The organism is Massilia frigida (assembly GCF_011682175.1).
Lineage (GTDB): Bacteria > Pseudomonadota > Gammaproteobacteria > Burkholderiales > Burkholderiaceae_D > Telluria_A > Telluria_A frigida.
Map to the genome: position 1 here is coordinate 89,475 of NZ_WHJG01000012.1, position 22,570 is coordinate 112,044.

The 22,570-nt window shown below is 64.7% G+C and carries 22 protein-coding genes; 13 read left to right on the forward strand and 9 right to left on the reverse strand.

All coding sequences use genetic code 11. From position 1 onward, the window contains the following. Positions 1-300: 300 nt before the first annotated feature. Positions 301-780, reverse strand: coding sequence for a putative toxin-antitoxin system toxin component, PIN family (locus F2P44_RS14015; protein ID WP_167087366.1), 480 nt, complete (start codon positions 778-780; stop codon positions 301-303). 37 nt (positions 781-817) lie between these two features. Between F2P44_RS14015 and yaaA the strand changes: the two genes are divergently transcribed. Continuing rightward, positions 818-1,588: a peroxide stress protein YaaA gene (yaaA, locus tag F2P44_RS14020; RefSeq protein ID WP_167087368.1), complete on the forward strand. Its 771-nt coding sequence runs from the start codon at positions 818-820 to the stop codon at positions 1,586-1,588. Between the two features lie 156 nt (positions 1,589-1,744). On the opposite strand, the gene F2P44_RS14025 is transcribed toward yaaA, so the two are convergent. After that, on the reverse strand, positions 1,745-2,587 hold the full coding sequence (locus F2P44_RS14025) for an outer membrane protein assembly factor BamD (RefSeq protein WP_167087370.1): 843 nt from the start codon (positions 2,585-2,587) through the stop codon (positions 1,745-1,747). Between the two features lie 65 nt (positions 2,588-2,652). On the opposite strand from F2P44_RS14025, the gene F2P44_RS14030 reads away from it, so the two are divergent. Next, positions 2,653-3,702 carry an RluA family pseudouridine synthase gene (locus tag F2P44_RS14030; RefSeq protein WP_167087372.1) on the forward strand — a complete coding sequence of 350 codons (1,050 nt, stop codon included), beginning with the start codon at positions 2,653-2,655 and terminating at the stop codon, positions 3,700-3,702. Beyond that, complete coding sequence (gene pgeF / locus F2P44_RS14035) at positions 3,702-4,490, forward strand: peptidoglycan editing factor PgeF (RefSeq protein WP_167087374.1); 789 nt, start codon at positions 3,702-3,704, stop codon at positions 4,488-4,490. Before F2P44_RS14030 ends, pgeF begins: the two co-directional genes overlap by 1 nt. Before the next feature lie 11 nt (positions 4,491-4,501). Here pgeF and F2P44_RS35500 read toward each other — a convergent pair whose 3' ends face one another. Next, complete coding sequence (locus tag F2P44_RS35500; protein ID WP_229423545.1) at positions 4,502-4,903, reverse strand: hypothetical protein; 402 nt, start codon at positions 4,901-4,903, stop codon at positions 4,502-4,504. Here F2P44_RS35500 and phaC point away from each other — a divergent pair. From phaC to F2P44_RS14060, 4 genes are all read left to right on the forward strand, one after another. Beyond that, the gene (gene phaC, locus F2P44_RS14045; protein ID WP_167087376.1) at positions 4,902-6,677 is read left to right on the forward strand and encodes a class I poly(R)-hydroxyalkanoic acid synthase; all 1,776 of its coding nucleotides are present in this window, start codon (positions 4,902-4,904) and stop codon (positions 6,675-6,677) included. The two genes, F2P44_RS35500 and phaC, sit on opposite strands and share 2 nt — an antisense overlap. Before the next feature lie 210 nt (positions 6,678-6,887). Continuing rightward, entirely contained in the window at positions 6,888-7,442 is a 555-nt protein-coding gene (gene phaR / locus F2P44_RS14050; protein WP_099879662.1) for a polyhydroxyalkanoate synthesis repressor PhaR, read from the forward strand. 221 nt (positions 7,443-7,663) lie between these two features. After that, positions 7,664-9,043, forward strand: a complete 1,380-nt coding sequence (gene rimO / locus F2P44_RS14055) for a 30S ribosomal protein S12 methylthiotransferase RimO (RefSeq protein WP_054267831.1) — start codon at positions 7,664-7,666, stop codon at positions 9,041-9,043. Positions 9,044-9,104: 61 nt separating this feature from the next. Beyond that, positions 9,105-10,265, forward strand: coding sequence for a cystathionine beta-lyase (locus F2P44_RS14060; protein ID WP_167087378.1), 1,161 nt, complete (start codon positions 9,105-9,107; stop codon positions 10,263-10,265). Between the two features lie 149 nt (positions 10,266-10,414). Here the strand turns inward: F2P44_RS14060 and F2P44_RS14065 are convergent, their stop codons facing one another. After that, on the reverse strand, positions 10,415-10,792 hold the full coding sequence (locus F2P44_RS14065) for a DUF4870 family protein (protein WP_167087380.1): 378 nt from the start codon (positions 10,790-10,792) through the stop codon (positions 10,415-10,417). Positions 10,793-10,867: 75 nt separating this feature from the next. Continuing rightward, positions 10,868-11,311 (reverse strand): thioredoxin TrxC, encoded by a 444-nt coding sequence (trxC, locus tag F2P44_RS14070; protein WP_167087382.1) that lies wholly within the window; start codon positions 11,309-11,311, stop codon positions 10,868-10,870. Between the two features lie 97 nt (positions 11,312-11,408). On the opposite strand from trxC, the gene F2P44_RS14075 reads away from it, so the two are divergent. After that, a complete protein-coding gene (locus tag F2P44_RS14075; RefSeq protein ID WP_167087384.1) occupies positions 11,409-12,197 on the forward strand; it encodes a DUF72 domain-containing protein in 789 nt (262 codons plus the stop codon). Here F2P44_RS14075 and F2P44_RS36370 read toward each other — a convergent pair. Together F2P44_RS36370 and F2P44_RS14085 are read right to left on the reverse strand one after the other, a co-directional pair. Beyond that, positions 12,163-14,409, reverse strand: coding sequence for an ATP-binding protein (locus tag F2P44_RS36370; RefSeq protein ID WP_167087386.1), 2,247 nt, complete (start codon positions 14,407-14,409; stop codon positions 12,163-12,165). The two genes, F2P44_RS14075 and F2P44_RS36370, sit on opposite strands and share 35 nt — an antisense overlap. Positions 14,410-14,470: 61 nt before the next feature. Next, a complete protein-coding gene (locus F2P44_RS14085) occupies positions 14,471-14,725 on the reverse strand; it encodes a hypothetical protein (RefSeq protein ID WP_167087388.1) in 255 nt (84 codons plus the stop codon). 129 nt (positions 14,726-14,854) lie between these two features. Here F2P44_RS14085 and F2P44_RS14090 point away from each other — a divergent pair, with 129 nt between their 5' ends. Continuing rightward, positions 14,855-15,253, forward strand: a complete 399-nt coding sequence (locus F2P44_RS14090; RefSeq protein WP_167087390.1) for a GFA family protein — start codon at positions 14,855-14,857, stop codon at positions 15,251-15,253. Between the two features lie 17 nt (positions 15,254-15,270). On the opposite strand, the gene F2P44_RS14095 is transcribed toward F2P44_RS14090, so the two are convergent. Next, complete coding sequence (locus tag F2P44_RS14095) at positions 15,271-15,651, reverse strand: hypothetical protein (RefSeq protein WP_167087392.1); 381 nt, start codon at positions 15,649-15,651, stop codon at positions 15,271-15,273. A gap of 177 nt (positions 15,652-15,828) precedes the next feature. Between F2P44_RS14095 and F2P44_RS14100 the strand changes: the two genes are divergently transcribed. Both F2P44_RS14100 and F2P44_RS14105 read left to right on the forward strand, forming a co-directional pair. Further along, positions 15,829-17,979, forward strand: a complete 2,151-nt coding sequence (locus tag F2P44_RS14100; protein ID WP_370662686.1) for a serine/threonine-protein kinase — start codon at positions 15,829-15,831, stop codon at positions 17,977-17,979. Next, the gene (locus tag F2P44_RS14105) at positions 17,976-18,599 is read left to right on the forward strand and encodes a hypothetical protein (RefSeq protein ID WP_167087396.1); all 624 of its coding nucleotides are present in this window, start codon (positions 17,976-17,978) and stop codon (positions 18,597-18,599) included. The genes F2P44_RS14100 and F2P44_RS14105 overlap by 4 nt, the downstream gene beginning before the upstream one ends. A gap of 10 nt (positions 18,600-18,609) precedes the next feature. Here F2P44_RS14105 and F2P44_RS14110 read toward each other — a convergent pair whose 3' ends face one another. Further along, positions 18,610-20,163 carry a sigma 54-interacting transcriptional regulator gene (locus F2P44_RS14110; protein ID WP_167087398.1) on the reverse strand — a complete coding sequence of 518 codons (1,554 nt, stop codon included), beginning with the start codon at positions 20,161-20,163 and terminating at the stop codon, positions 18,610-18,612. A 317-nt stretch (positions 20,164-20,480) separates the two neighbouring features. Here F2P44_RS14110 and F2P44_RS14115 point away from each other — a divergent pair, with 317 nt between their 5' ends. Further along, positions 20,481-21,305 (forward strand): hypothetical protein, encoded by an 825-nt coding sequence (locus tag F2P44_RS14115; protein ID WP_167087400.1) that lies wholly within the window; start codon positions 20,481-20,483, stop codon positions 21,303-21,305. Continuing rightward, positions 21,292-22,518: a hypothetical protein gene (locus F2P44_RS14120; RefSeq protein ID WP_167087244.1), complete on the forward strand. Its 1,227-nt coding sequence runs from the start codon at positions 21,292-21,294 to the stop codon at positions 22,516-22,518. The genes F2P44_RS14115 and F2P44_RS14120 overlap by 14 nt, the downstream gene beginning before the upstream one ends. Positions 22,519-22,570: the final 52 nt, after the last annotated feature.

Consider the following 22,570-nt stretch of genomic DNA (forward strand, 5'->3'; position numbering starts at 1 on the left):
CTTGCTCAGGTGGCGCTGTCGACATCATGTGTGTGTCGAGAAAATACCTAAGCCCCATGTGACATTGGGGCTTCAATTCCTCTCAAAGTCTTGGATGATGCAGGTAAAGCTGAAGCGCAGGTTCAAGGTCAGCAAGGCCAACCAACACGGCAACGTATACGTGGAAAATGTGCGCGATGCTTCCTCTTGTCAATTCAAGAAGGGGACGCTGCGGTATGGTGGACACATTGCAGGTGCGTGACTGTCAAGTCTCGTCCGGCCCCATGTCTTTCTGGACTGTCCAGGTCGCCGATGGATGCCCTAAGAATTGCCTTGCGCGGCTTCCGTATCGATCGCCGTCGCAGCACCGAGCTTGACCCATGCCTCAGGCAACATAATGCGGAACATGCCCGCCTGCGCTGTCTTGCGCGCCAGTTTCAGCAGCGCCTTGTCCTTGGTAATGAGAATGTCGGCGCCGGCGTCTCGTGCCAGTTCCAGGAACTTCTGGTCGTCGCGGTCGGTGCAGACCGGCAGGCGCACCGGTTTTGTGTCGGGGGCGACGACGGTGATCAGGGCGTCGAAACGCCCGGCCGCCAGCGGGCGGGAAGCGTCGTCGAGCGGCAGGTGCTTGTAGTGCAGCACCACCAGATATTCCTCGCGACAATCGGCGCGGGTGACGGCTTCGACCTCTCCGCTCTCGATGGCGGCCAGCAAGCTGGCCCAGCGCGGATCGTGGAAGACGAACAGGTCGAGGCAGACATTGGTGTCGAGCACGATGCGTTTGGCTGGAGCGGGTATCATATTGGTCTGTTTATTCGTAGTAAGTTGATTGAATCTTATGCTGATTGTCTTGTCGCCCGCCAAATCGCTGGACCTTGAAACGCCGCCGACCACCAAACTCCACACCACGCCCGATTTTCTCGACCGTTCCAGTGCGCTGATCGACGTGCTGCGCCACTATTCGCCGCCCGAGCTGGCCAGCCTGATGCACTTGTCCGACACGCTGGCCGACCTCAACGTCGGCCGCTACGCGAGCTGGAGCAAGGACACCAGCGATGCGCGCCAGGCGATCATGGCCTTCAATGGCGACGTCTACGCCGGTTTCGACGCGCGCACGCTCAAGCCGGGCCAGCTCGATTACGCCCAGCACAGCGTGCGTATTTTATCCGGGCTGTACGGCGTGCTGCGTCCGCTCGACCTGATTCATCCGCACCGGCTGGAGATGGGCACCAAGCTTGCCACGCCGCACGGCAAGGACCTGTACGCATTCTGGGGCGAGACCGTCACCGGCGCGCTCAACGAGGCGATTGCGGCCAAGGGCGCCAAGGTGCTGGTCAACCTGGCGTCGCAGGAATACTTCAAGTCGGTCAAGCCCAAGCTGCTGTCGGTGCCGGTCGTCACGCCCGTGTTCGAGGATTGGAAGGGAGGCAAGTACAAGATCATTTCCTTCTTCGCCAAGCGGGCGCGCGGATTGATGGCGCGCTACGCGGCGGTCAAGGGCATTGTCGATGCTGAAAAACTCAAGAGTTTCAAGGTTGACGGCTATGCGTTCGACAAGCACGATTCCGACGACCGCACCTGGATGTTCCGGCGCAAGGTCGAGGGCTGACTCGGAACATCCCGAATTGCGCTCACTTTAAAACCGTCGCCCCCGCGCCAAGGCGCGGGGGCGACGGACGATAACCGCCGGGGCAGCGAAAATTCGTCTAGGGGTAACAACAAAAAACCGGGTCTCCCCGGTCTTTTGCATTGTCCTCAGCGGGCCTTACTGCGCCGCGCGGTCCGATTTGGCCCAGAACTTCCACCACGATTTGCCGCTGGCGTTCGGGTCGAGGAACTTGCTGCTCGGGTAGTTGCGTACGAAAATGCGCTTGGTGTCGTCGCGCAGTTCGGGCATGCCGAGCTTGTCGTAGTTGCGCATCATCAGGAACAGCGCCTCTTCCCGCGCCGGCGCATCCTGGTAGTCCGAGACCGCCGCCATCGCACGGTTCAGCGAGGCCAGGTAGGCTCCGCGGTCATGGTAGTAGTTGGCCACGTGTACTTCGTACTGCGCCATCGCATTCACCAGATACTTCATGCGGGCAATCGCATCGGCCGCGTAGATGCTCTGAGGGAACTTGTCGACCAGGGCCTTGAAGGCGGCGAAGGCTTCGCGCGTCGCTTTCGGGTCGCGCTCGGTCGGGTCTTGCTCGTAGACGAAGCTCAGGAAGCCGATCTGGTCGTTGAAGTTGATCAGCCCGCGCAGGTAGTACATGTAGTCGACGTTGGCATGGTTCGGGTGCAGCTTGATGAAGCGCTCCACCGCCGCCAGCGCCTGTGCCTGGTCCTGGCTCTTGTAGTAGGCGTAGGCAATTTCCATCTGCGCCTGCACCGCATAATTGCCGAACGGGTAGTTGGTTTCGAGGCGTTCGAACAGCTTGATTGCCGCCTCGTAGTGGCCGCCCGCCATTTCTTCGCGCGCCTCAGCGTATAATTTCGTCACCGGCCAGTTTTTGGTCTCGTCGGTTTTTTCCGGCAACAAGCTGCAAGCGGACAAACCGAGCAGAAGAGTAGCAGCAACGGTAGTAGCAACAGTACGGGCAACAACACGCGATAATTTTTTTTGCATAACTTTTTGCAAGAGAGTATTAACTGAGATTCAACGAAAGGCTGATTATAGCCGATGGGACTGCTGTGATATTAACTCCAACGCCGAATTTGGCGGATTTGCCCTTAGACCCCGATCTGGAGATCGACCTCGACGACGAGGCAGGCGACGAATACGTGCCTGCCGCCCCCGGCATCGACCTCTCTCCGATCCACCTCGAACTGACGCCGGACGCTTGCGGCCACCGTCTGGACAAGGTCATTGCCGGCCTGGTCCCGCAATTTTCGCGCAGCCGCCTGCAACTGTGGTTCGAAGCGGGCCACGTGCTGGTCGACGGCAAGCCCGCGCGCGGCAAAGACACCGCCTATGGCGACGAAGCGGTCGTCATCCTGCCACAAAGTGCGCCGGAAGACGAGGCCTACACGCCAGAAGCGATGGAACTGAACATCGTCTACGAGGACGAGCATATCATCGTCATCAACAAACCGGCCGGTTTGGTGGTGCATCCGGGCGCCGGCAACTGGGCCGGGACCTTGCTCAACGGCTTGCTGCACCACTGTCCGCAACTGGCCGGCGTGCCGCGCGCGGGCATCGTGCACCGGCTCGACAAGGATACCAGCGGCCTGATGGTGATCGGCAAAACCCTGGCGGCGCAAACCGACCTGGTGCGCCAGTTGCAGGCGCGCAGCGTCAAGCGCGAGTATTTTGCGCTGGTCTGGGGTACGCCGCAGCTGAGCAGCACCATCGACGCCTCGATGGGCCGCCACCCGAAAGACCGGGTCAAGATGGCGGTGTCGACCAATTTTTCGGCCAAGCCGGCCATTACCCACTACCAGCGCATCGCCACCGGTATGTTGGACCGGCGTCCCGTCAGTCTGGTTCAATGCCAGCTCGAGACCGGCCGCACCCACCAGATCCGCGTGCACATGCTCTCGATCGGCTTTGCGCTGGTGGGCGACGCTGTATACGGCAAGCAGCACCTGACGCCGGTCTTCCCGCGCCAGGCGCTGCAGGCGCGCCGTCTGGGCCTGGTGCATCCGGCCACGGGCGAGGATATGGAATGGATCGTGCCGCTGGCCGATGATTTTGCCGAGCTGATCGAGCGCGCCGGCATTCCCGAGCCCGAGCAGGTGTGATGCCCGGCGAGCATCTCATTACGCCCGACTGGCCGGATATGCCGGCCGGCGTGGGCGCCATTGCCACCTCCCGGCTCGGCGGCGTCAGTCCGGCGCCGTATGGCGACGGGGCTGGCGGCGGTGGGCTGAACCTGGGCGAGCATGTGGGCGACGATCCGGTGCAGGTTGGCCTGAACCGCGCCCGCCTGCGCCAGTCGCTGCCGGGCGAGCCGGCCTGGCTGTCGCAGGTGCATGGGGTGGCGGTGGTCGACGCCGCCACCGTGCGGCCGGGCCAGCCGGTCCGGGTGGGCGACGCCAGCATTGCCAGCGTGCCCGGCGCGGTGTGCGTGGTCATGACCGCCGATTGCCTGCCGGTGCTGTTCGCGTCGCGGGATGGCAAGGTGGTGGGCGCCGCGCACGCGGGCTGGCGCGGGCTGGCCGCCGGGGTGCTGGCCGAAACCGTGGCGGCGATGCGCGCAGCCGGCGCCGGCGGCATCACCGCCTGGCTGGGTCCGGCAATCGGTCCGGCCCAGTTCGAGGTTGGCAGCGATGTGTTCGACAGTTTTATGGCCGGGACGCAGGGCCTCGATGAAGCGAGCCAGACCGGGCAGTGCTTCGTGCCGTTTCCTGGGCGTCCGGGCAAGTACCTGGCCGATATCTATGGGCTGGCGCGCATCATGCTGGCGCGTGATAGGGTGACCGATGTTTCCGGCGGAAGCTATTGCACGGCCAGCGAGCCTGGGCGCTTCTATTCTTACCGGCGCGACCAGGTCACCGGCCGCCATGCTAGCCTGATCTGGATCAAGTGAGGCCTGCGGCGCTAGTCGCTGCTCGAACCGCTGTCGCCACCGCCGCTGTCACTGCCGCCGCTGTCACTGCTGTCGCTATCGCCGCTGTCGCTATCGCTGCGGTCGTGCGCATCGCGGCGGCGCGGATGCTCGTCGGCGCCGCCCTGGGCCGCTCCGCCATGGCGCTGCGCGCGTGCGCGGCGCGCCAGTTCCTCTTTCCGTGCGATCTTCATGCGCCGCATCTTGGAGCCGGCGATGTACCAGACTATTGACAAAGGCAACACACAATAGCCCAAAAACGTCATAATCCCTGCGACAATACCGTGTTCGGTAACCTCGGTCACCGCCATCAGTCCGACCACATAGATCCATGCAATAGCGACAAGCCACATACAACTTTCCTTGGAAAAGATTGAAACAATGAACGCAAACATGAATATGCCCGACCCGCAAGCGATGGCCTCCGCATGGATGTCGCAAATGACCGATCCCTCCGCCTGGCAGGCAATGTTCACGGCGGTGCCGCAGGGCACCAGCCCGGTGGCCAAGCTGCTCAAGGATGCCGGCGCGACCATCCCGCCCCAGGCGCTCGAAACGCTGCGCAACGATTACCTGCAAAAAGCCGCGGGATTGTGGCAGGAATTTCTTGCAGGGAAAACCCCTGCGCTCGCCGACCGCCGCTTCGCCGCGCCGGAATGGCTGTCCAACCCGATGTCGGCCTATAGTGCCGCATCATACCTGTTAAATGCCGAGTTTTTGACTGCCATGGCCGATGCCGTCGAGAGCGCGCCGCGCGAACGGCAAAAGATCCGTTTCGCCGTGCAGCAGATGGTCGATGCCATGTCGCCGGCTAATTTCTTGGCAACAAATCCGGAAGCGCAGCAAAAACTCATCGACACCAAGGGGGAAAGCCTGACCCGCGGCCTGGCCAATATGCTGGGCGACATGCAGAAAGGGCGCATTTCGCTGTCGGACGAGTCGGCGTTCGAGGTAGGCCGCAACGTGGCCACCACGCCGGGCCAGGTGGTGTTTGAAAACGAGCTGTTCCAGCTGATCCAGTACACCCCGGCCACCCCGACCGTGCGCCAGGTGCCGCTGTTGATGATGCCGCCTTGCATCAATAAATTTTACATTCTCGATTTGCAGCCCGAAAACTCGGTGGTGCGTTACGCGGTGGAGCAGGGCAATACCGTGTTCCTGGTGTCGTGGCGCAATCCGGATGCCTCGATGGGCGCGACCACCTGGGACGATTATGTCGACACCGGCGCGATCAAGGCGATCGAGGTCACCCGTGCCATTTCCGGCTCCGACAAGGTCAACGCCTTCGGTTTTTGCGTCGGCGGCACCATCATGAGCACGGCGCTGGCGGTACTGGCGGCGCGCGGCGAACAGCCGGCGGCCAGCCTGACCTTGCTGACCACCTTGCTCGACTTCGAGGAAACGGGCGTGCTGGAAGTGTTCATCGATGAAACCCAGGTCGCCATGCGCGAGCAAGCGCTGGCCAAGGGCGGGCTGATGCCGGGGCGCGACCTGGCCACCACCTTTTCGTCGCTGCGTCCGAACGACCTGGTGTGGAATTACGTGCAGTCGAACTATCTGAAGGGCAAGGAACCGCCGCCGTTCGACTTGCTGTATTGGAATTCCGACAGCACCAACCTGCCGGGTCCGATGTTTTGCTGGTACCTGCGCAATACCTACCTGGAAAACAGCCTCAAGGTGGCGGGCAAGCTGACCGTGGCCGGGGCCCAGGTCGACCTGGGCGCAATCGAGGCGCCGGTGTTCGTCTACGGCTCCAGGGAAGATCATATTGTTCCGTGGAGCGCGGCGTACGGCTCGATGCACATCCTGAACCCCGGCAATGCGCAGGCCAACCGGTTCGTGATGGGCGCGTCCGGGCACATTGCCGGCGTGATCAACCCGGCGTCGAAGAACAAGCGCAGTTACTGGACCAATGACGCCGCCCCGGCCGGCAAAGGCAAGAGCAAGGCCAAGGCCGAGGCCAAGGCCGAGGCCAAGGCCAGCGTCACGCCGGCCCAGGAGTGGCTCGATGGCGCGACCGAGCACAAGGGGAGCTGGTGGCCGGAATGGGCCGCTTTCCTGGCTGACCATGGCGGCAAGCAGGTCAAGGCGCCGGCCAAGGCGGGCAGCAAGGCCTACCAGCCGATCGAGCCGGCGCCAGGGCGTTACGTCAAGGTCCGGCCGGACTGAGGCGTGCAATGGGGCAGGGCAACGGGGGTTGCCCTCCACTTATGATTTGGGTGCGACGCACTATTTGCTGCACACGGCCCGGTAAAGTGGTATTTTTGCGAATATCCACTCTATAATGCAAAAAGTAGGCGTGTCAGGAGCGGACCTTCAGTCCGCTTTTTTTTCGTGATCAGTCAACATGCGCTGCGGCGCAATAAGTGGAACCTTGAGATGAGTAGTGCAAAAAAGAGTACGGAACGCCTGATCAAGAAGTACCCGAATCGTCGTCTGTACGATACCCAGACCAGTTCGTATATCACCCTGACCGACGTCAAGCAGCTGGTACTCGACGCGGACGAGTTCACGGTGATCGACGCCAAGACGAACGAAGACCTGACCCGCAGCATCCTGCTCCAGATCATCCTGGAAGAGGAAGCGAACGGCGCGCCGATGTTTTCGAGCGGCGTGCTGTCGCAAATCATCCGCTACTACGGCCATGCCATGCAGGGGATGATGGGCTCTTACCTGGAGAAAAATGTCCAGGCATTCACGGATATCCAGAACAAATTCACCACCGGCTCCACCGGGGCGTTCGAGGGGAAACCTTTCAGTCCTGAAATGTGGACCCAGTTCATGAATGTGCAGGGACCGATGATGCAGGGGATGATGAACAACTACATCGACCAGAGCAAAAACCTGTTCGTGCAGATGCAGGAACAGATGCAGAACCAGAGCAAAAGCATTTTTGGCGCGGCGTTTCCGTTTCCGCCGGTGGAGAAGAAGTGAGACTGAGGTAGTTAGGTAGCGCTTGCCTCAACCTCCGTCGTTCCCGCGCCAAGGCGGCACTCGGCGGGAAGTCGGTTCTGGCAATGCCAGAGACGACGGGTTGGTGGCGGAAACTACGGTTTTCCGGCGCCAACAGTAGCGCAGGGGCAACACCTAAACCACCATCACCCCGCCCCAAACAGGTATAATCGCAGATTACCCTGCCTTATTGTGCCTCCAACATGTCCGAACTCCGTCGTATTCCCCTTCCTGGTGCCGCTCCAAAAGTCGGCTTTGTCTCGCTCGGTTGCCCTAAAGCGCTGGTCGACTCCGAACAGATCCTGACCCAGCTGCGCGCCGAAGGTTACGAAACCGCCAAGTCGTACGAAGGCGCGGACCTGGTCATCGTGAACACCTGCGGCTTCATCGACGCCGCCGTCCAGGAATCGCTCGACGCCATCGGCGAAGCGCTGGCCGAAAACGGCCGCGTGATCGTCACCGGCTGCCTCGGCGCCAAAAAAGATGCTGCCGGCGACGACATCATCATGAAAGTGCACCCCAAAGTGCTGGCCGTCACCGGCCCCCACGCCCTCGGCGAAGTCATGGACTCGGTCCACCTGCACCTGCCCAAGCCGCATGAGCCGTTCTTCGACCTGGTGCCGGCACAAGGCATCAAGCTGACCCCGAAACATTACGCTTACCTCAAGATTTCCGAAGGCTGCAATCACCGTTGCAGTTTCTGCATCATTCCATCGATGCGCGGCGACCTCGTCTCGCGCCCGATCGCCGACCTGATGCTGGAAGCCGAAAACCTGTTCAAGGCCGGCGTCAAGGAATTGCTCGTCATTTCCCAGGACACCAGCGCCTATGGCGTGGACGTCAAGTTCCGCTCCGGTTTCTGGAACGGCCGCCCGGTCAAGACCCACATGACGCAACTGGTCGAAGCGCTCGGCCAGCTGGCGGCCCAGTTCGGCGCCTGGGTGCGCCTGCACTACGTCTACCCGTACCCGCACGTCGACCAGATCATTCCGATGATGAGCGGCGGCTCGGTCCTGCCTTACCTCGACATTCCGATGCAGCACGCCCATCCGGACGTGCTCAAGCGCATGAAGCGTCCGGCCAGCGGCGAGAAAAACCTCGACCGCATCCAGGCCTGGCGCGCCATGAATCCGGAGCTGACGATCCGCTCGACCTTCATCGCCGGCTTCCCGGGCGAAACCGAAGCCGAATTCGAGTACCTGCTCGACTTCCTCAAGGAAGCCCAGATCGACCGCCTCGGCTGCTTTGCGTATTCGCCGGTGGAAGGCGCCACCGCCAACCTGCTCGATAATCCGGTGCCGGAAGAAGTGCGCGAAGAACGCCGTGGCCGCGTCATGCTGCTGCAAGAAGAAATCTCCGCCAAGCGCTTGCAGGCCAAGGTCGGCAAGACCATGCGCGTGCTGGTCGATGAAGTCGGCGGCAAGGAAGCCATCGGCCGTTCGTGGGCCGACGCGCCCGAAATCGACGGCGTGGTGCACATCAAGCGCTCGCTGGTACCGGGCAAGAAGCTCACCGTTGGCGAATTCGCCGAGGTCACCATCACCGCCGCCGACGCCCACGATCTGTGGGCCTCGGTCGTCTAGTTCACCACGGCTGGCACGGCCGCCCCGGTGGCCGCGCTGCCACCGGAAAGCCTGCCAGCCGATGAAAACTTCCCCGCAGACCCAACTGATTCATAACGCCTACGAGCCGCCCGCCGGCTTCGCGGCTTTCCCCACCCCGATCCATCACGCCTCGACGGTCCTGTTCAAGGATGTTGCGGCAATGCGCTCGGGCGACTGGAAAGACAAGAGCGCCTACACCTACGGCTTGCACGGCACGCCGACCACCTTCACCCTGGAAGCGCGCCTGGCGGCGATCGAAGACGGCCAGTTCTGCCTGCTGGCGCCGAGCGGGCTGGCGGCGATCGCCATGGTCGATTTTGCGCTGCTCAAAAGCGGCGACGACGTGCTGCTGCCCGACAATGTGTACAACCCGAACCGCGAACTGGGCCGCTGGCTCAGCGCCGATTTCGGCATTACCGCGCGCTATTACGATCCGATGATCGGGGCCGGTATTGCGCAATTGATGCAGCCGAATACCAAGCTGGTCTGGACCGAGGCGCCCGGATCGGTCTCGATGGAAGTGCCGGATTTGCCGGCGATCTGCAAGGCGGCGCATGACGCGGGCGCGCTGGTGGCGCTGGACAACACCTGGTCCGCCGGGCTGGCATTGCGTGGCTTCGAGCATGGCGTCGACATCATCATGCAGGCGCTGACCAAGTACCAGTCGGGCGGTTCGGACGTGCTCATGGGTGCCGTGATCACGCGCGAGCGCGCCCTCAACGACCGCCTTGCGATGGCGCACATGCGCCTGGGGCTCGGCGTGAGCGCCGATGATGCCTACCTGGTGCTGCGCAGCCTGCCCGGCATGAAGCTGCGCTTCGAGGCGCACGACGCGGCGGCCCGGAAAGTGGCGCACTGGCTCAAATCGCGTCCGGAGATTGCGCGGGTGCTGCATCCGGCGTTTGCCGATTGTCCGGGGCACGCGCACTGGAAGCGCGACTTTAGCGGCGCGGGCGGCTTGTTTTCGGTGGTGTTCGATGCGCGTTACAGCGAGGCGCAGACCGACCGCTTCGTCGACAGCCTGGCGCTGTTCGGCATTGGCTACAGCTGGGGCGGGGCGAACAGCCTGGTCATGCCGTACCGGATGCAGGCGATGCGCAAGGATTGGAAGGATGCCGGGGTGCTGGTGCGCTTCAATATCGGGCTGGAAGATGCCGATGATCTGATTGCCGACCTGGCGCAGGGGTTGGCGCGGCTCTGAGCCGCCAGCCACCGTCGTTCGCGCCACTACCCCGTCGTTTCTGCCATTGGCAGGAAAGACGGTTTTGAAGTTTGTGGTCAGAAAATGCTGAACCTAACGCCATTGCGTCCAGAGAGCAGTTCCTGGAGAGGCGGGAACGCCCCTGACCGTTAACCCGGCATCGCCTGATTCTTCTCCAGATCGAAAAACCCTTTCAGCAAGCGATAGGCCTTCCAGATCCACGCCAGTCCACCAATGACCCACGCGATAAAGATGCCGAGGCCGAACACCCACCACAGCGCGATCCAGAAAAACGCGGCAACCACGGCCCACACGAAAAACCACCAGAACGAGCGGATCATCCAGCTGTGATGGCTGTACAAATACGACCCCTGCGTCTCCGGCCGCTTGATATAGTTCGCGATCAAAGGTATCACCGACAGCAGGCCCAGCGAGAAAACCAGGGCCAGCGCATGCACGATGTACAGGATGCGCGCCACGTTTTTTTGTTCTTCCAGATTGGAATCGAGTATCAGCTCTTGCGTCATGATTCATGCTCCTTTAGCAATATGGCCCGATTGTAGCAGTCCCGCCGTAACCCATCCGCTTGTTTCGCATGCATATCACGCGTGGCGCATGAGAGCATCCACCCAGGAAACAATCCCGTTCACATCCATCGCGCCCGGCTGGCGCGCGACCTCCCGGCCATTGCGAAACAGTGCCAGCGTGGGAATGCTGCGGATGTTGTAGCGCGCCGCCAGGTCCTGCAGGTGTTCGGTATCGACCTTGAGCAGGCGCACGCGGGGTTCGAGCCGCTTGGCGGCCTGCTGGTAGGCCGGCGCCATCATCTTGCACGGCCCGCACCATTCAGCCCAGAAATCGACCAGCACCGGAATATCGTTGCGCTCGACATGCTTGTTGAAACGCGCCGTGTTGACGTCGATCGGCATGCCGACGAACAGCTCGCGCGTGCATTTGCCGCACACGGGCGTGTCGTTCAGGCGCTCGTGCGCCAGCCGGTTGACCGCTTCGCAATGCGGGCAGACGATGTGGACGGGGTCGGTCATGAAATCCTCCTGCGTACAGTTTGGTAAAACGCCATTGTAGTGCGTGCGCGTCAACCGTGTTCGATGCGCGCGCCGCACGCTGCTACACTTTCTCACCATGACAAATCGTACACAACACCCGAGCGGAACGCTGCGCATCGGCTGCGCCGGCTGGACCATTTCGCGCGAGGCGGCGCCGGCGTTCGAGACCGAAGGCAGCCACCTGGAACGCTATGCGCGGGTGCTCGGTACGGTCGAAATCAACTCCTCGTTCTATCGTCCGCACCAGGCCAAGACCTACGCGCGCTGGGCGCATAGCGTGCCGCCAGCCTTCCGCTTCGCGGTCAAGCTGCCGCGCACCATCACGCACGAGGCGCGCCTGTCCGGCATCGACGCGCCGCTGCGCCAGTTCGCAGCCGAAGCCGGCGCCCTCGGCGACAAGCTCGGTTGCCTGCTGGTGCAACTGCCGCCCACGCTCGGTTTCGACGCCGCCGTCGCCAGCGACTTTTTCGCGCGCCTGAAAGACGCCTTCGGCTGCATGGTCGCCTGCGAAGCGCGCCATCCGAGCTGGTTCGGCGACGACGCCAGCGCGCTGCTGCGGCGCGACACCATCACGCGCGTGATTGCCGATCCGGCCAAGGGCCAGGAAGGGCTGCACGTGCCGACCACGGAGAGCATCTACGTGCGCCTGCACGGCGCGCCGCGCATCTATTACTCCTCATATCCGGACGACTATCTGGCGCAGCTGGCGCGCGACATGGCGACCCACGCGGCGCACGGGCGCGATGTCTGGTGCATTTTCGACAACACCGCGTCCGGCGCGGCGCTGCCCAATGCGCTCGACCTGCGCGCCGCGCTGGGCCTGGCAAGCCCTACGCCAGCGCCAGATCCAGGTCTTCCAGCCTGATCGGCTTGGTGAAGTGCCGGGCAAACCCGGCGTCCAGCGCCAGCGTGCGGTCCTTTTCGCTGCCGTAGCCGGTCAGCGCGATGAGTTCGATGCCGGCGGTGCGCTGGTCGGCCTTGAGCGCGCGCGCCACCGCATAGCCATCCATGCCGGGCAGGCCGATATCGATAAAAGCCAGCTCCGGCTGCCCGGCCAGCGCCGCGGCAAGCGCTTCCTGTCCGCTGGCGGCACTGGTCACGTCGCACGAGCGCAATTGCAGCAGCATCGCCATCATCTCGCGCGCATCCGCATTGTCTTCCACCAGCAGCACGCGGCGCAGGCGCGCCGATGGGGCCAATGGCGCATCGGAGGCCACGGCCGCGTGCCCGGCCAGGCGCGGCAGGGTGACGGTGGCGCTGCTGCCCTTGCCGCTGCCTTCGCTGTCGATGCGCACATAGCCGCCATGCAGCTCGACCAGCCGGCGCACCAGCGACAGGCCGATCCCCAGCCCGCCATGGGCGCGCTGCAGGCCCTGCTTGCCCTGCACGAAAATGTCGAACACGTGCGGCAGCAGGTCGGCCGGGATGCCCAGCCCGGAATCGCGCACGCTCAGTTCGGCGGCGTCGCCCACCTGGCGCACCGACAGCACGATCTCGCCGCCGCCCGGGCTGTACTTGATGGCGTTGTCGAGCAGGTTGTCGATCACTTGCAGCAGGCGGGTCGGATCGGCGTTGACGGTGGCTGGCACGGTCTCGACGCGCAGCGTGAAGGCGGCCGTGCGCCCGCTCGCCTTGAGCGTGTCGACGCAGCGCCGCACCACCTCGGCCAGGTCGACCGGCGCCTTGTCCAGTTCCAGCTTGCCCATCAGGGCGCGGTTCACTTCGAGCAGGTCGTCGACCAGCTTGCGCAGGTGGTCGGTCTGGCGCCGCAGCACGTCGCGCGCGCGCTGGGCCATGGCGTCGTCGATGTTGCGCCCGTTGTCGAGGATGGAAACGGCGCTGGCCACCGCGCTGAGCGGATTGCGCAGCTCGTGGCCCAGCATCGCCAGGAATTCGTCCTTGGCGGCGTTCTGTTCCTCGGCGCGCGCGCGCGCGCTCTTTTCCGATACCAGCAGCGTATTGCGCTCGTTCTCGGCATCGGTGCGCGAGCGCATTTCCGCTTGCAGGCGCATGCTCGCTTCGCGGATCGCCTCGTTCAGGCATTCCAGTTCATGGATGCCCGAGCGCGGCAGCGCATCGACTGCGCCGCCCCGGCCCAGCAGGGCGGCCGCCTGCGAGGCGCGCGCCACGAAGCGCACCAGGTGGCGTCCGGCCAGCATGGCCAGGGCCAGCGCCGCGACCAGGGCGATCACCAGGCCGGCGCCCATCACCGGCACCCCGCGCCAGACCGCCGCGTCGATCTCGGCCACCGGCGCGCCGATGTTGATAGCCCAGCCCGAACGCTCGGAACGGGTGAAGGCGTCGACCATGTCCTTGTCGTCGCCCGGCAGATGGGTGACCACGCCGCTGCGCAGCTTGCTGATGGCGGCCAGCGTGGCAGGACGCGCCGTGAGCCCGACGAACTTGTCGGCATTCTCGCTGCGCGCGATGATGACGCCGGCACGGTCGAGGATCGCCACGCGCCAGCCGGGCGGCAGGGTGCGTCCGGCGAAGGAATGGGCAAAGAAGGCTGGCGAAAATGCCTGTCCGATCACGTAGCGCTGGCCGCCCGGGGTCTGGATCGGTTGTTCGACCATGACAAAATGGTTTTTCAGCGCCTGGCCCCATTTGATGCCGGTGACCTGGCCCTGGCCCGATGCCAGCATCGCCGTCACCTGTTCCGGATCGGGCCGTTTGGGCAGCACGCTGCCATACGGACGGCGCGTGTTGAGCAGTTGCTGGCCGCTGGTGTCGTACAGGATGATCCAGCCGCCCGGCGCGGCGCTGGCCTCGCGCGCTTCCTCGTAGAAGTGCGCCAGGTCGCCGCCCGCCAGCGCATGCGAGTGGCCGAGCACCTTGAGCACCGACTGGGCGCGGTAGATATCGGCATCGATGGCGCGCGCGGTGAGCGTGGCGCTGTGCTCGATGCGGCCGATGGCCGAGCTGTGCTGGGTGTCTTGCAGGATGTGCAGCGCAATGGCGCCGAATACGGCGACCGGAACGGCAATCGAGATGGCCAGGATGAGATAGTGGGAACGCAGGCGTATCAGTGTGTGGCGCCGCTGCGGCGCGAGGGGAATGCTGCTGGCATGGATCACCGGGGGAGGGGGACGATGGACGCGATTTTACCGCACTGGCCGGCTGGTCCCGGCAATCGCTTCAGCGCGCGCGCCGCCCGTGCTCCACGGCCAGCGCCAGCAGCGCGCGCCACACGACCAGGCTGGCCGCGCTGGCGCCGCCGCACAGCCAGGCGCGCAGGTCGAGCGTGGGCTGGGAAGACAGGAACCACATCATGGCCAGCATGCCGCCGATGGTCACGATCATGGCGGCCAGGGCGGCCCAGGCGCGCCAGTTGGCCGCGCGGGCGGTGGCGGCGGTGCTCAGGGTCAGGGCGATTTGCTGGTGAATGTTCATGCGGCCCAGCATACCTGTTGGGATGGCGAATGTCCATGCCAGGCGGGCAGGCTTGCTGGTACACTCACGTCAAATGCTTGACTGAAACTACGATCCAACCAGACCCCACTGCGAGGCGCTGAACCGACGATGAAAACGTATCTTGGAAGTTGCCATTGCGGCGCGGTGCGCTTCGAGGCCGATATCGACTTGAGCCAGGAAACAGTGCGCTGCAACTGTTCGATGTGCAAAAAGATCCGCTGGTGGGCGGCCATCGTGAAGCCGGAATCGTTCCGCCTGCTGTGCGGTGCGTCGGAGCTGAGCGATTACCAGTTCCAGCGCCGCATCGAGCACCACCTGTTTTGCCGCCACTGCGGAGTGCGCCCGTTCGGCATCGGCCAGTCGCCCCGGCTGGGCAAGTTTTACGGGGTCAATATCGCCTGCCTCGATGGCGTCAGCGACGAAGAACTGTCGTGGGTGCCGCTGCGCTACGTGGATGGCCGCAACGACGAGTGGGACCAGCCGCCCGCCGAAACGGGCTACCTGTAGCGCGTGACGGCGCCCGCTCAGCGGTGGCGCCAGCCGCGCCCGACATGCGCGCGCCCGTAGCCGCCGTGGCCCCAGGAACGGCCGAAGCCGAATCCCAGGCTGAGCGAGATCGGCGGATAATAATAGGCGGGCTCCTCGACGTACACGGGCGCCGGCACGTACACCGGTTGCGGCACATACACGCGCTCGACGACCTGCACCGGGCGCGACGAATACTCGACGCGCGACCCGGTGGGCGAGGCCGCGGCCACGCGCTCGCCCGTGCCGGGCGCGACTGGCGTCACCGACACCACGCGCCACTGGTAGGGATCGGATGGCGGGACACGGCCCTGTGAAGATGGATAGGTGGCGCAGCCGCCCAGTGCGGCCATCAGCGCGATAAATAACAGGTTTTTCATGGCGGGAAACTCCTCATTCTGATGCTATCACTATAGGCAAACGGTGGGTGCCGGCGCTGCTACTTACAGCTTGTTACAACGTTGGCAAGAGATGAAACTTTTTTGTCATTGACACCTTCCTACATGTACACTATGGAAATGTTTGCATAACCAAGTGACGTGGAGCGCGATTTGCAGGTGGATGAGCAAGAACTGGGTCATTATCGGCTGAAGCGTCTGTTGGGTGAGGGTGGCTTCGGGCAGGTATACGAGGCCTGGGATTCCAAGCTCCAGCGTACCATTGCCATCAAGCGACTCAAACCGCAATTGCTGTCGTCACGGCCGGACAACCTGCTCGACGAAGCGCGTCTGGCTGCGTCGCTGCGCCATCCGGGCTTCGTGCGCATCTTTTCGATCGAGGGCGATTGCGCCCAGCAATCGATCGTGATGGAATTCGTCGATGGCCGCACCCTGCGCGAAGCGGGCAAGAGCGGTCCGATGCCCGAGCACGCCGTGCTCGATATTGTAGCCCAGGTGGCCGACGCCATGCGCGAAGCCCACGCAGCCCGCTTGATCCACGGCGACATCAAGCCGGCCAACCTGATGCTGGAGGCGTCCGGCAAGGTGCGCATCATGGACTTCGGCCTGGCGCGCAAGATCGATCCGCAAGCGACCGAATCGGTGGTGTTCGACCAGACCGAGGGCACCATCGCCTACCTGGCGCCGGAATTGATGATGGGCTCCACGCTCAGCGCGCAAAGCGATGTGTATGCGCTCGGCGTGGTGATGTACGAACTGCTCACCGGCACCCGCCCGTTTTCGCACCTGAGCGGGCTGGCGCTGGCCGCTGCCCATATCCAGTCATCCTCGGGTCTGTGGCCGTTCCCGGCCGATACCAGCCCCGGCGTGATCGCGCTGGTGCGCGCCATGACGGCGCGCCAGGTCGAGGACCGGCTCGCCTCGATGCAAGCGGTCCAGGAGGCGGCGTTGCGCCTGCGCCATCCAGCGCCGCCAGCGGCCGCGCCAGCCGCGCCCGCGCGCGCTGCGGGCTGGCTGGGCCGGAACAAAGTGCGCATCGCCATGCTCGTGGCCGGGCTCGCGCTCGCGGCCGGGCTGGGCGGCGTGCTGCGCGGCGGCAACCTGAGCGACTGGTACCAGCGTAACGATCCCTTCTTTTCCGAAGCGACGGCGATGCAGACCGGCCTGACGGCGCTGCGGACCTTCGAGCGGCCCGAGAGCCTGGACCTGGCGGTGCGCAGCTTTTCCGCCATTCTCGCGCACGATCCGGAGCATGCCGCCGCCGCCGCCGGCTTGTCGTTCGCCTACAGCTTCAAGCAAACCAGCGAACACCGGGACGAGGCCTGGCTCAAGCGCGCCGATGCCAGCGCCCAGCTGGCCATCAAGCTCAATCCCCAGCTGGCGCTCGGCTACGCGGCCCAGTCGACCGTGCGCTCCGGCCAGCGCAGGCTGCCGGAAGCGCTGGCGCTGGCCGAGCATGCCTTGCGCCTGGATCCGCTCAACTGGTTCGGCCTGATTACCAAGAGCAACTCCCTGACGCGCTTGCGCCGCTATGGCGAGGCCGAGCGCACCTTGCGCGATGCGATCAAGATCCATCCGACCGACCACGTGCTGCAAGATTTGCTGGGCACCCTGTTTTTCGAGCAGGGCTTGCTCAAGGACGCCGAGCAAGCATTCCGGCACAGCATCAAGCTGCAACCGGACACGGTCAGTTCCTACGCCAACCTGAGCCTGGCCTTGCAGCGCCAGAACCGCATGGATGAAAGCCTGCAAGTGTTGCAGCAAGGCTTGCAGGTGCGCCCGACGGGCGGTCTCTACACCAACCTGGGCAATGCCTTGTTCAACCGTGGCGATTACGTCGGCGCGGCCGAGGCCTTCCAGCGCGCCGTCGGGCCCCCGTTCACGACCAATTCCGATTACCTGCGCTGGGCCAACCTGGGCGATACCCTGCGCTGGATTCCGGGGCGCGAGGAGGATTCGCGCAAGGCGTACCGGCAAGCGCTCGGGATGCTCAAGCCGCTGCTGCTGGAGGCCCCCGGCGAAGCCACCTTGCAGTCGCGCATGGGGCTGTACGGAGCACGCCTGGGCGAGCGCGCGGCGGCGCTCGAACACACCCGGCGCGCCGTGGACATGCGGCCGGACGACCCCAACCTGCGTTTTCGCGCGCTCATGGCGTATGAGCTGCTCGGCGAGCGCGACCTTGCCCTGGCGGAGCTGGCGGCGGCGCGCCAGCGCGGTTATCCCGTCCATCTCATCAACGCCGAGCCCGACCTGATCGCGCTGCGGCGCGACCCGCGGTACTTTGATTCCACCACAGAAAGTGATAAATGAAGAAACCGACATCGATGCTCCTGGAAGCCAATTTCGACATTAACCAGATCGGCGAAACGCTGGAATGGAAGTTCAGCCGCAAGGATGGGGACGGCAATCCCGTCACCGGGCGCTACGCCGGCGCCATCTACTTCACCATGGGCGAACTGGTGCGCATCAAGGTGCGCGCGGGTGGCTACGAGCAGATCGAGTCGTTCAAGGTGCTCGATTGCTCCCTGATCACGCGCCCGCAAATCGTCTGCATCGCACCCGGCCAGCTGGCCGTGTATGCCAGTGCCTCGCCGTTCGACGGCGTGGCCGGCGCCTGCGTGGCGATTGCTCCGGACCAATTCGGCCCGGGCCATGCCCATGCGAGCGAGGAAGAGGGGCGCAAATACCACACGATCTCGCGCAAATGGGACAACTTCCTCACCGTCGGCAAAGACACCGGCCGCTGGGAAGTCTCGTTCGTGCTGACCGTCGAAATCACGCGCTGCTCCGGCAAGCAGGAAACGCGCGTGTTCGCCTTCGATCCTGAAGGCGTGGTCGGCGCCGGCGTCACCCCGCCCGACATGGCCGAAGGCGGCGACGGCATCGCCTGCATGCCCGAAGGCGAAGTCATCGGCAGCTTGCCGGCCTGATCCGGCTAAGCTAGCTGGTGCCGGCGTCCAGGCCGAGCACCCGCAAATGGCGGCGCAGCGCCTCGCTCGGCGTCTTCAGGCGCGAGGCGCAGCGCGCCAGGTCGCCGCCATCGGCGCGCAGGGCGGCGTCGAGTTCATCGCGCGGGATCAGGGCCGCCGGGCGGATTGCCGGATGCGCTTCGATCAGCTTGTACAGCGAGGGCCGCGACAAGCCCAGCTGCTGGGCCGCGCCGCTGATCTGCCAGCCATGTTCTTCGAGCGCGCCGAGCAGGTCGTCGTTGCTGATCTCGGCCAGCTTGCGGCGCGGGGCGCTCTCTTGCGGCGTTTTCAGGCTGGCGCTGCGCGCCTGTTCGTACGGGGCCGCGAGGCTGGCGCTGGCCGAGCGCAGCGCCGCCGGCGCGTGCACATACTGCGCCAGCAGCGGCCGCTCGCCCGCCTGCAGGGCCATTACCATGCGCCTTGCCACGTTGGACAACTGGCGGATATTGCCCGGCCAATCGTAATTGCACATCTCGCTCACCAGCGCGGGCGGGAAGGCGGCCAGTTCCTCGGCTTTCAAGCCGCAGCCTTTTAACATGTGCACCAGCAGCACCCCGATATCTTCGCGCCGCTCGCGCAAGGTCGGCACCCGGATCACGAACGCTTCCATGCGGCGCAGCAAAGGCTGGTTGAACCCGCGCGCGTCCAGGTCCTGGTCGGTGGCGGCGATCAGGCGCGCCGTGGTGCGCGCATCCTGGCTCGCGCCCAGCGGCCGGTAGCAACCCGTTTCCAGCACCCGCAGCAGCATCGGCTGCACCGACGCCGGGGTGTCGCCCAGCTCGTCGAGGAACAGGGTGCCGCCATCGGCTTCGGCGAACAAGCCCTGGCGCGGCGCCTGCGCGCCAGTGTAGGCGCCCTTGGCCGCGCCGAACAGGTCGGCCGCGGCCAGCGACTCGCTCAGGGTCGCCATGTTGACCGCCACCAGCGGATTGGCGCTGCGCTTGCTGGCCTGGTGGATCGCGCGCGCCGCCACATCCTTGCCGGTGCCGGTTTCGCCCAGCAACAGCACGGCCAGGTCGGTGCCCGCCACCTGGCGGATCAGCTCGCGCGTGGCGATGGCGCCGCTGCTCACGCCCAGCAGGCCGGGAAACAGGTTAGGGCGGGGAAAACTCGTCATCCAGTGCAGGCACAGCAGCACATGGCCGCCCAGGCCGAGCACCACGCCGGCGGCCACCTCGTCGCGGGAAAAGCTGCGCGTGCCGCTCAGCAGCGTGCCATTGACTTCGAGCGCCATGCGGCTGTCCGGCGCGGCCAGTTCGACGCCATCGCTGGCGGTGCGGTAGACCATCAGCGGCGCGCGCGCGATGGCGCGGTGGCCCAGCGCGATGCCATCCTGGCCGGGACGGAAGAACAGTGGCGCGTAGCGGCACACCTCGATGTAACCTTCCTCGGCCGGGCCGATGAACTGCTCGCCGATGCGCTCGGTTTCCGGGTGCCACAGGATCGTCAGGCCCAGCAAGGCACTGGTGATGCCATTTTTCTGCGAGAAAAGCTGCGTCGTCAGCGTGTTGTCAACATCATTCACCGTTCGGCTCCATGGCACAGCGTTTAGTAATTGCCAATTATAGAGGAAAGCTGTCAATTGTTGACATGTAAAGAACCTCTGCTTTACACGTGTTTTACACGTTTCCTGTCGCATCCCCTCCGGGCGCTTCCGTGTCATCTTGCTATCAGACATGTAAATAGATTCTTATTTACATGCCCGTTGACATGTTTTTCCTTGTAAATCAAGGAATTGGCATGCCATTTAGGCACTTATCAGTGTGGCACGGGAGTTGCTATGTACTTAAACGTGGCCTTGTCGGGCTGCAAGTGGATAATCCGCCGGAGAGAGTTGGAAACATGGGTATCGTGATCGAGAGTTATGCATTTGTTGGCGTGGCAACCCGGGCAACCGGGCCGACGGCCCAGGTATGGCTGCCGCCCGGCTTTACGCTGACCGGCGGCGGCGCCTACGACATGGGCCGCGGCACGTCGAACACGCTGACCGCCTGCTACCCGACCCGCAACCACGCAGGCGTCTTCAACGGCTGGACTGCCGCCGGCCGCGATTTCGGCCTGGCCGACCCGGTGCCGCTGGCGGTGTACGCGGTCGGCATCCGCATCACCCGCGACGGCGTGCCGGTCAAGGTCGAGCAGCAAGTGTTTTCCGCCACCAGTGCGCTGGTGTCCGAGCCCGGCGTGAGCGTCAAGCTCGGCGCCGGCTGGATCGGCACCGGCGGCGGTGCCCAGGATAACTACGCCACCCCGGTGAACGGCAATATGCTCACCGCCAGCTACCCGCTGATCGGGCCCGACGGCAAGATTTGCGGCTGGAGCGCGGCCGGGCGCGACCACGACGCGGCCGACCAGGCCCGCGTGACCGCTTTTGTGATCGGCATCCGCACCGGGCCGGACGTGGCGCTCGATGCCCATATCGTCTCGAACACCAGCCTCCTGACCGGCTACCCGAGCGCGCTGGTGGCGGCCCCGCACGGCAATGCCGTGGTGGCCGGCGGCGGCGCGCTGGTGGGCGAGAATGGGCGCGGCACCATGCTGAGCGCCTCGTGCCCCATCATCAGCAGCCAGGACGGCCGCCTGACCGGGTGGTTCGCCGCCCGCAAGGTGCAAAAATCAGCCCCGCCGAGCGGCATTACCGCGTATGGAGTCATGCTTGAAGCTGCGTGACTGGATCCTGATCGGCCTGGCGCTGCTGGCGATGGCGGTGGACTTGCCGGCACGCGCCAGCGCGGTTGGCGCCAGCGGCGGCGTGCTGGCCAGCGGCGTCCACTCCGACCGCCTGGCATGGCAGCACTTCGCCGGCATCGTGGCGCCGGCCGGGCGCGGCCGGGTCGAATTCGAAACCTGGGCCAGCGACGAGAACATCTACACCGAGACCCCGGCCTGGCCGGGCGAGGACGCCCCGCGCCGCCTGCGCAGCAGCGTGCTGCAGCGCGTGCTGGCGCCGCATGGCAGCGCAGACGCTCCCAGCGGCGACTGCGGCGCGGTGGCCGATGCCGTGTCGGGCAATTTCCCGCTCCAGGCGCCGCAGCCGGGCCAGGCGCCGTGCTTTGCCGAAGAAGTCAGGCGCAACCTCGCCACCTACCGCTACATCGTGCAAAACCAGCTCAATACCCAGGCCGGGCTGGCCGCCGCCTACCAGAAGGCGCAGGGCGGCTGGCGCGTGGCGCTGCCGGAAGACGCGGTCCAGGTCAAGGCCGACTGGGTGCCGGTCGAGACCCTGGTCGCCTGGCTGGGACGCAACGGCGTGCGCATCAACGCCGCGCAGGTGCGGGCCCAGTTCCACACCACGCTGGCGCAGGGCACCAGCTTCGCGCTGGTGGCCATGCACATCAGTTCCAAGGATGCGCCGAACTGGGTCTGGGCCAGCTTCGAGCACCGCCTCAATCCGGGCCGCTGCGACACCATGGGCTGCAACGACAGCTACGGCGCGGCGCGGCGCAGGATCGCCCCGCTGGCCGGCGCGCAGAATGGCCAATACGCCGACTGCGCCAAGACGGCGGCCCTGAAAAAACTGTTCGAGGTCAAGCGCGTGGCGCCGGCGTGGAACAACTACTGCCTCAAGGCGTCCGAAATCGCGTTTGTCGCGCGTGACGGCGCGCCGCTCATGCACGGCAATTCGTTCACCGAGCGGGTCGCGGCCGGGATTCCGATCAAGCGTTCCTCGTGCATTTCCTGCCACGCCAGCGCCGGCTTCGGCCGCGACGGCAGAGCGTACATCAAGCAACTCACTTCGCACCCCATGGGCACGGTAAAACTGCCGGCCGACATCGTCGCCAACGATTTCATCTGGGGCATCCTGACAATCAACGCCGTGCCAGTGGAGCAGGCGAAGATCCCGCATAACCTCGATCGAACGAGGATTACAGCCAGACGATAGGCGGACGGCGTTCCACCGCGCCTGCCGCTGCACCCTTCGTCTCCTTTTACGC

What these genes read in the sequence shown, in the direction of transcription:
- F2P44_RS14015 (WP_167087366.1), bottom strand. Translation starts at nt 780, where the DNA reads ATGATACCCGCTCCAGCCAAACGCATCGTGCTCGACACCAATGTCTGC.
- yaaA (WP_167087368.1), top strand. Translation starts at nt 818, where the DNA reads ATGCTGATTGTCTTGTCGCCCGCCAAATCGCTGGACCTTGAAACGCCG.
- F2P44_RS14025 (WP_167087370.1), bottom strand. Translation starts at nt 2,587, where the DNA reads ATGCAAAAAAAATTATCGCGTGTTGTTGCCCGTACTGTTGCTACTACC.
- pgeF (WP_167087374.1), top strand. Translation starts at nt 3,702, where the DNA reads ATGCCCGGCGAGCATCTCATTACGCCCGACTGGCCGGATATGCCGGCC.
- phaC (WP_167087376.1), top strand. Translation starts at nt 4,902, where the DNA reads ATGAATATGCCCGACCCGCAAGCGATGGCCTCCGCATGGATGTCGCAA.
- F2P44_RS35500 (WP_229423545.1), bottom strand. Translation starts at nt 4,903, where the DNA reads ATGTTTGCGTTCATTGTTTCAATCTTTTCCAAGGAAAGTTGTATGTGG.
- phaR (WP_099879662.1), top strand. Translation starts at nt 6,888, where the DNA reads ATGAGTAGTGCAAAAAAGAGTACGGAACGCCTGATCAAGAAGTACCCG.
- rimO (WP_054267831.1), top strand. Translation starts at nt 7,664, where the DNA reads ATGTCCGAACTCCGTCGTATTCCCCTTCCTGGTGCCGCTCCAAAAGTC.
- F2P44_RS14060 (WP_167087378.1), top strand. Translation starts at nt 9,105, where the DNA reads ATGAAAACTTCCCCGCAGACCCAACTGATTCATAACGCCTACGAGCCG.
- F2P44_RS14065 (WP_167087380.1), bottom strand. Translation starts at nt 10,792, where the DNA reads ATGACGCAAGAGCTGATACTCGATTCCAATCTGGAAGAACAAAAAAAC.
- trxC (WP_167087382.1), bottom strand. Translation starts at nt 11,311, where the DNA reads ATGACCGACCCCGTCCACATCGTCTGCCCGCATTGCGAAGCGGTCAAC.
- F2P44_RS14075 (WP_167087384.1), top strand. Translation starts at nt 11,409, where the DNA reads ATGACAAATCGTACACAACACCCGAGCGGAACGCTGCGCATCGGCTGC.
- F2P44_RS14085 (WP_167087388.1), bottom strand. Translation starts at nt 14,725, where the DNA reads ATGAACATTCACCAGCAAATCGCCCTGACCCTGAGCACCGCCGCCACC.
- F2P44_RS14090 (WP_167087390.1), top strand. Translation starts at nt 14,855, where the DNA reads ATGAAAACGTATCTTGGAAGTTGCCATTGCGGCGCGGTGCGCTTCGAG.
- F2P44_RS14095 (WP_167087392.1), bottom strand. Translation starts at nt 15,651, where the DNA reads ATGAAAAACCTGTTATTTATCGCGCTGATGGCCGCACTGGGCGGCTGC.
- F2P44_RS14105 (WP_167087396.1), top strand. Translation starts at nt 17,976, where the DNA reads ATGAAGAAACCGACATCGATGCTCCTGGAAGCCAATTTCGACATTAAC.
- F2P44_RS14115 (WP_167087400.1), top strand. Translation starts at nt 20,481, where the DNA reads ATGGGTATCGTGATCGAGAGTTATGCATTTGTTGGCGTGGCAACCCGG.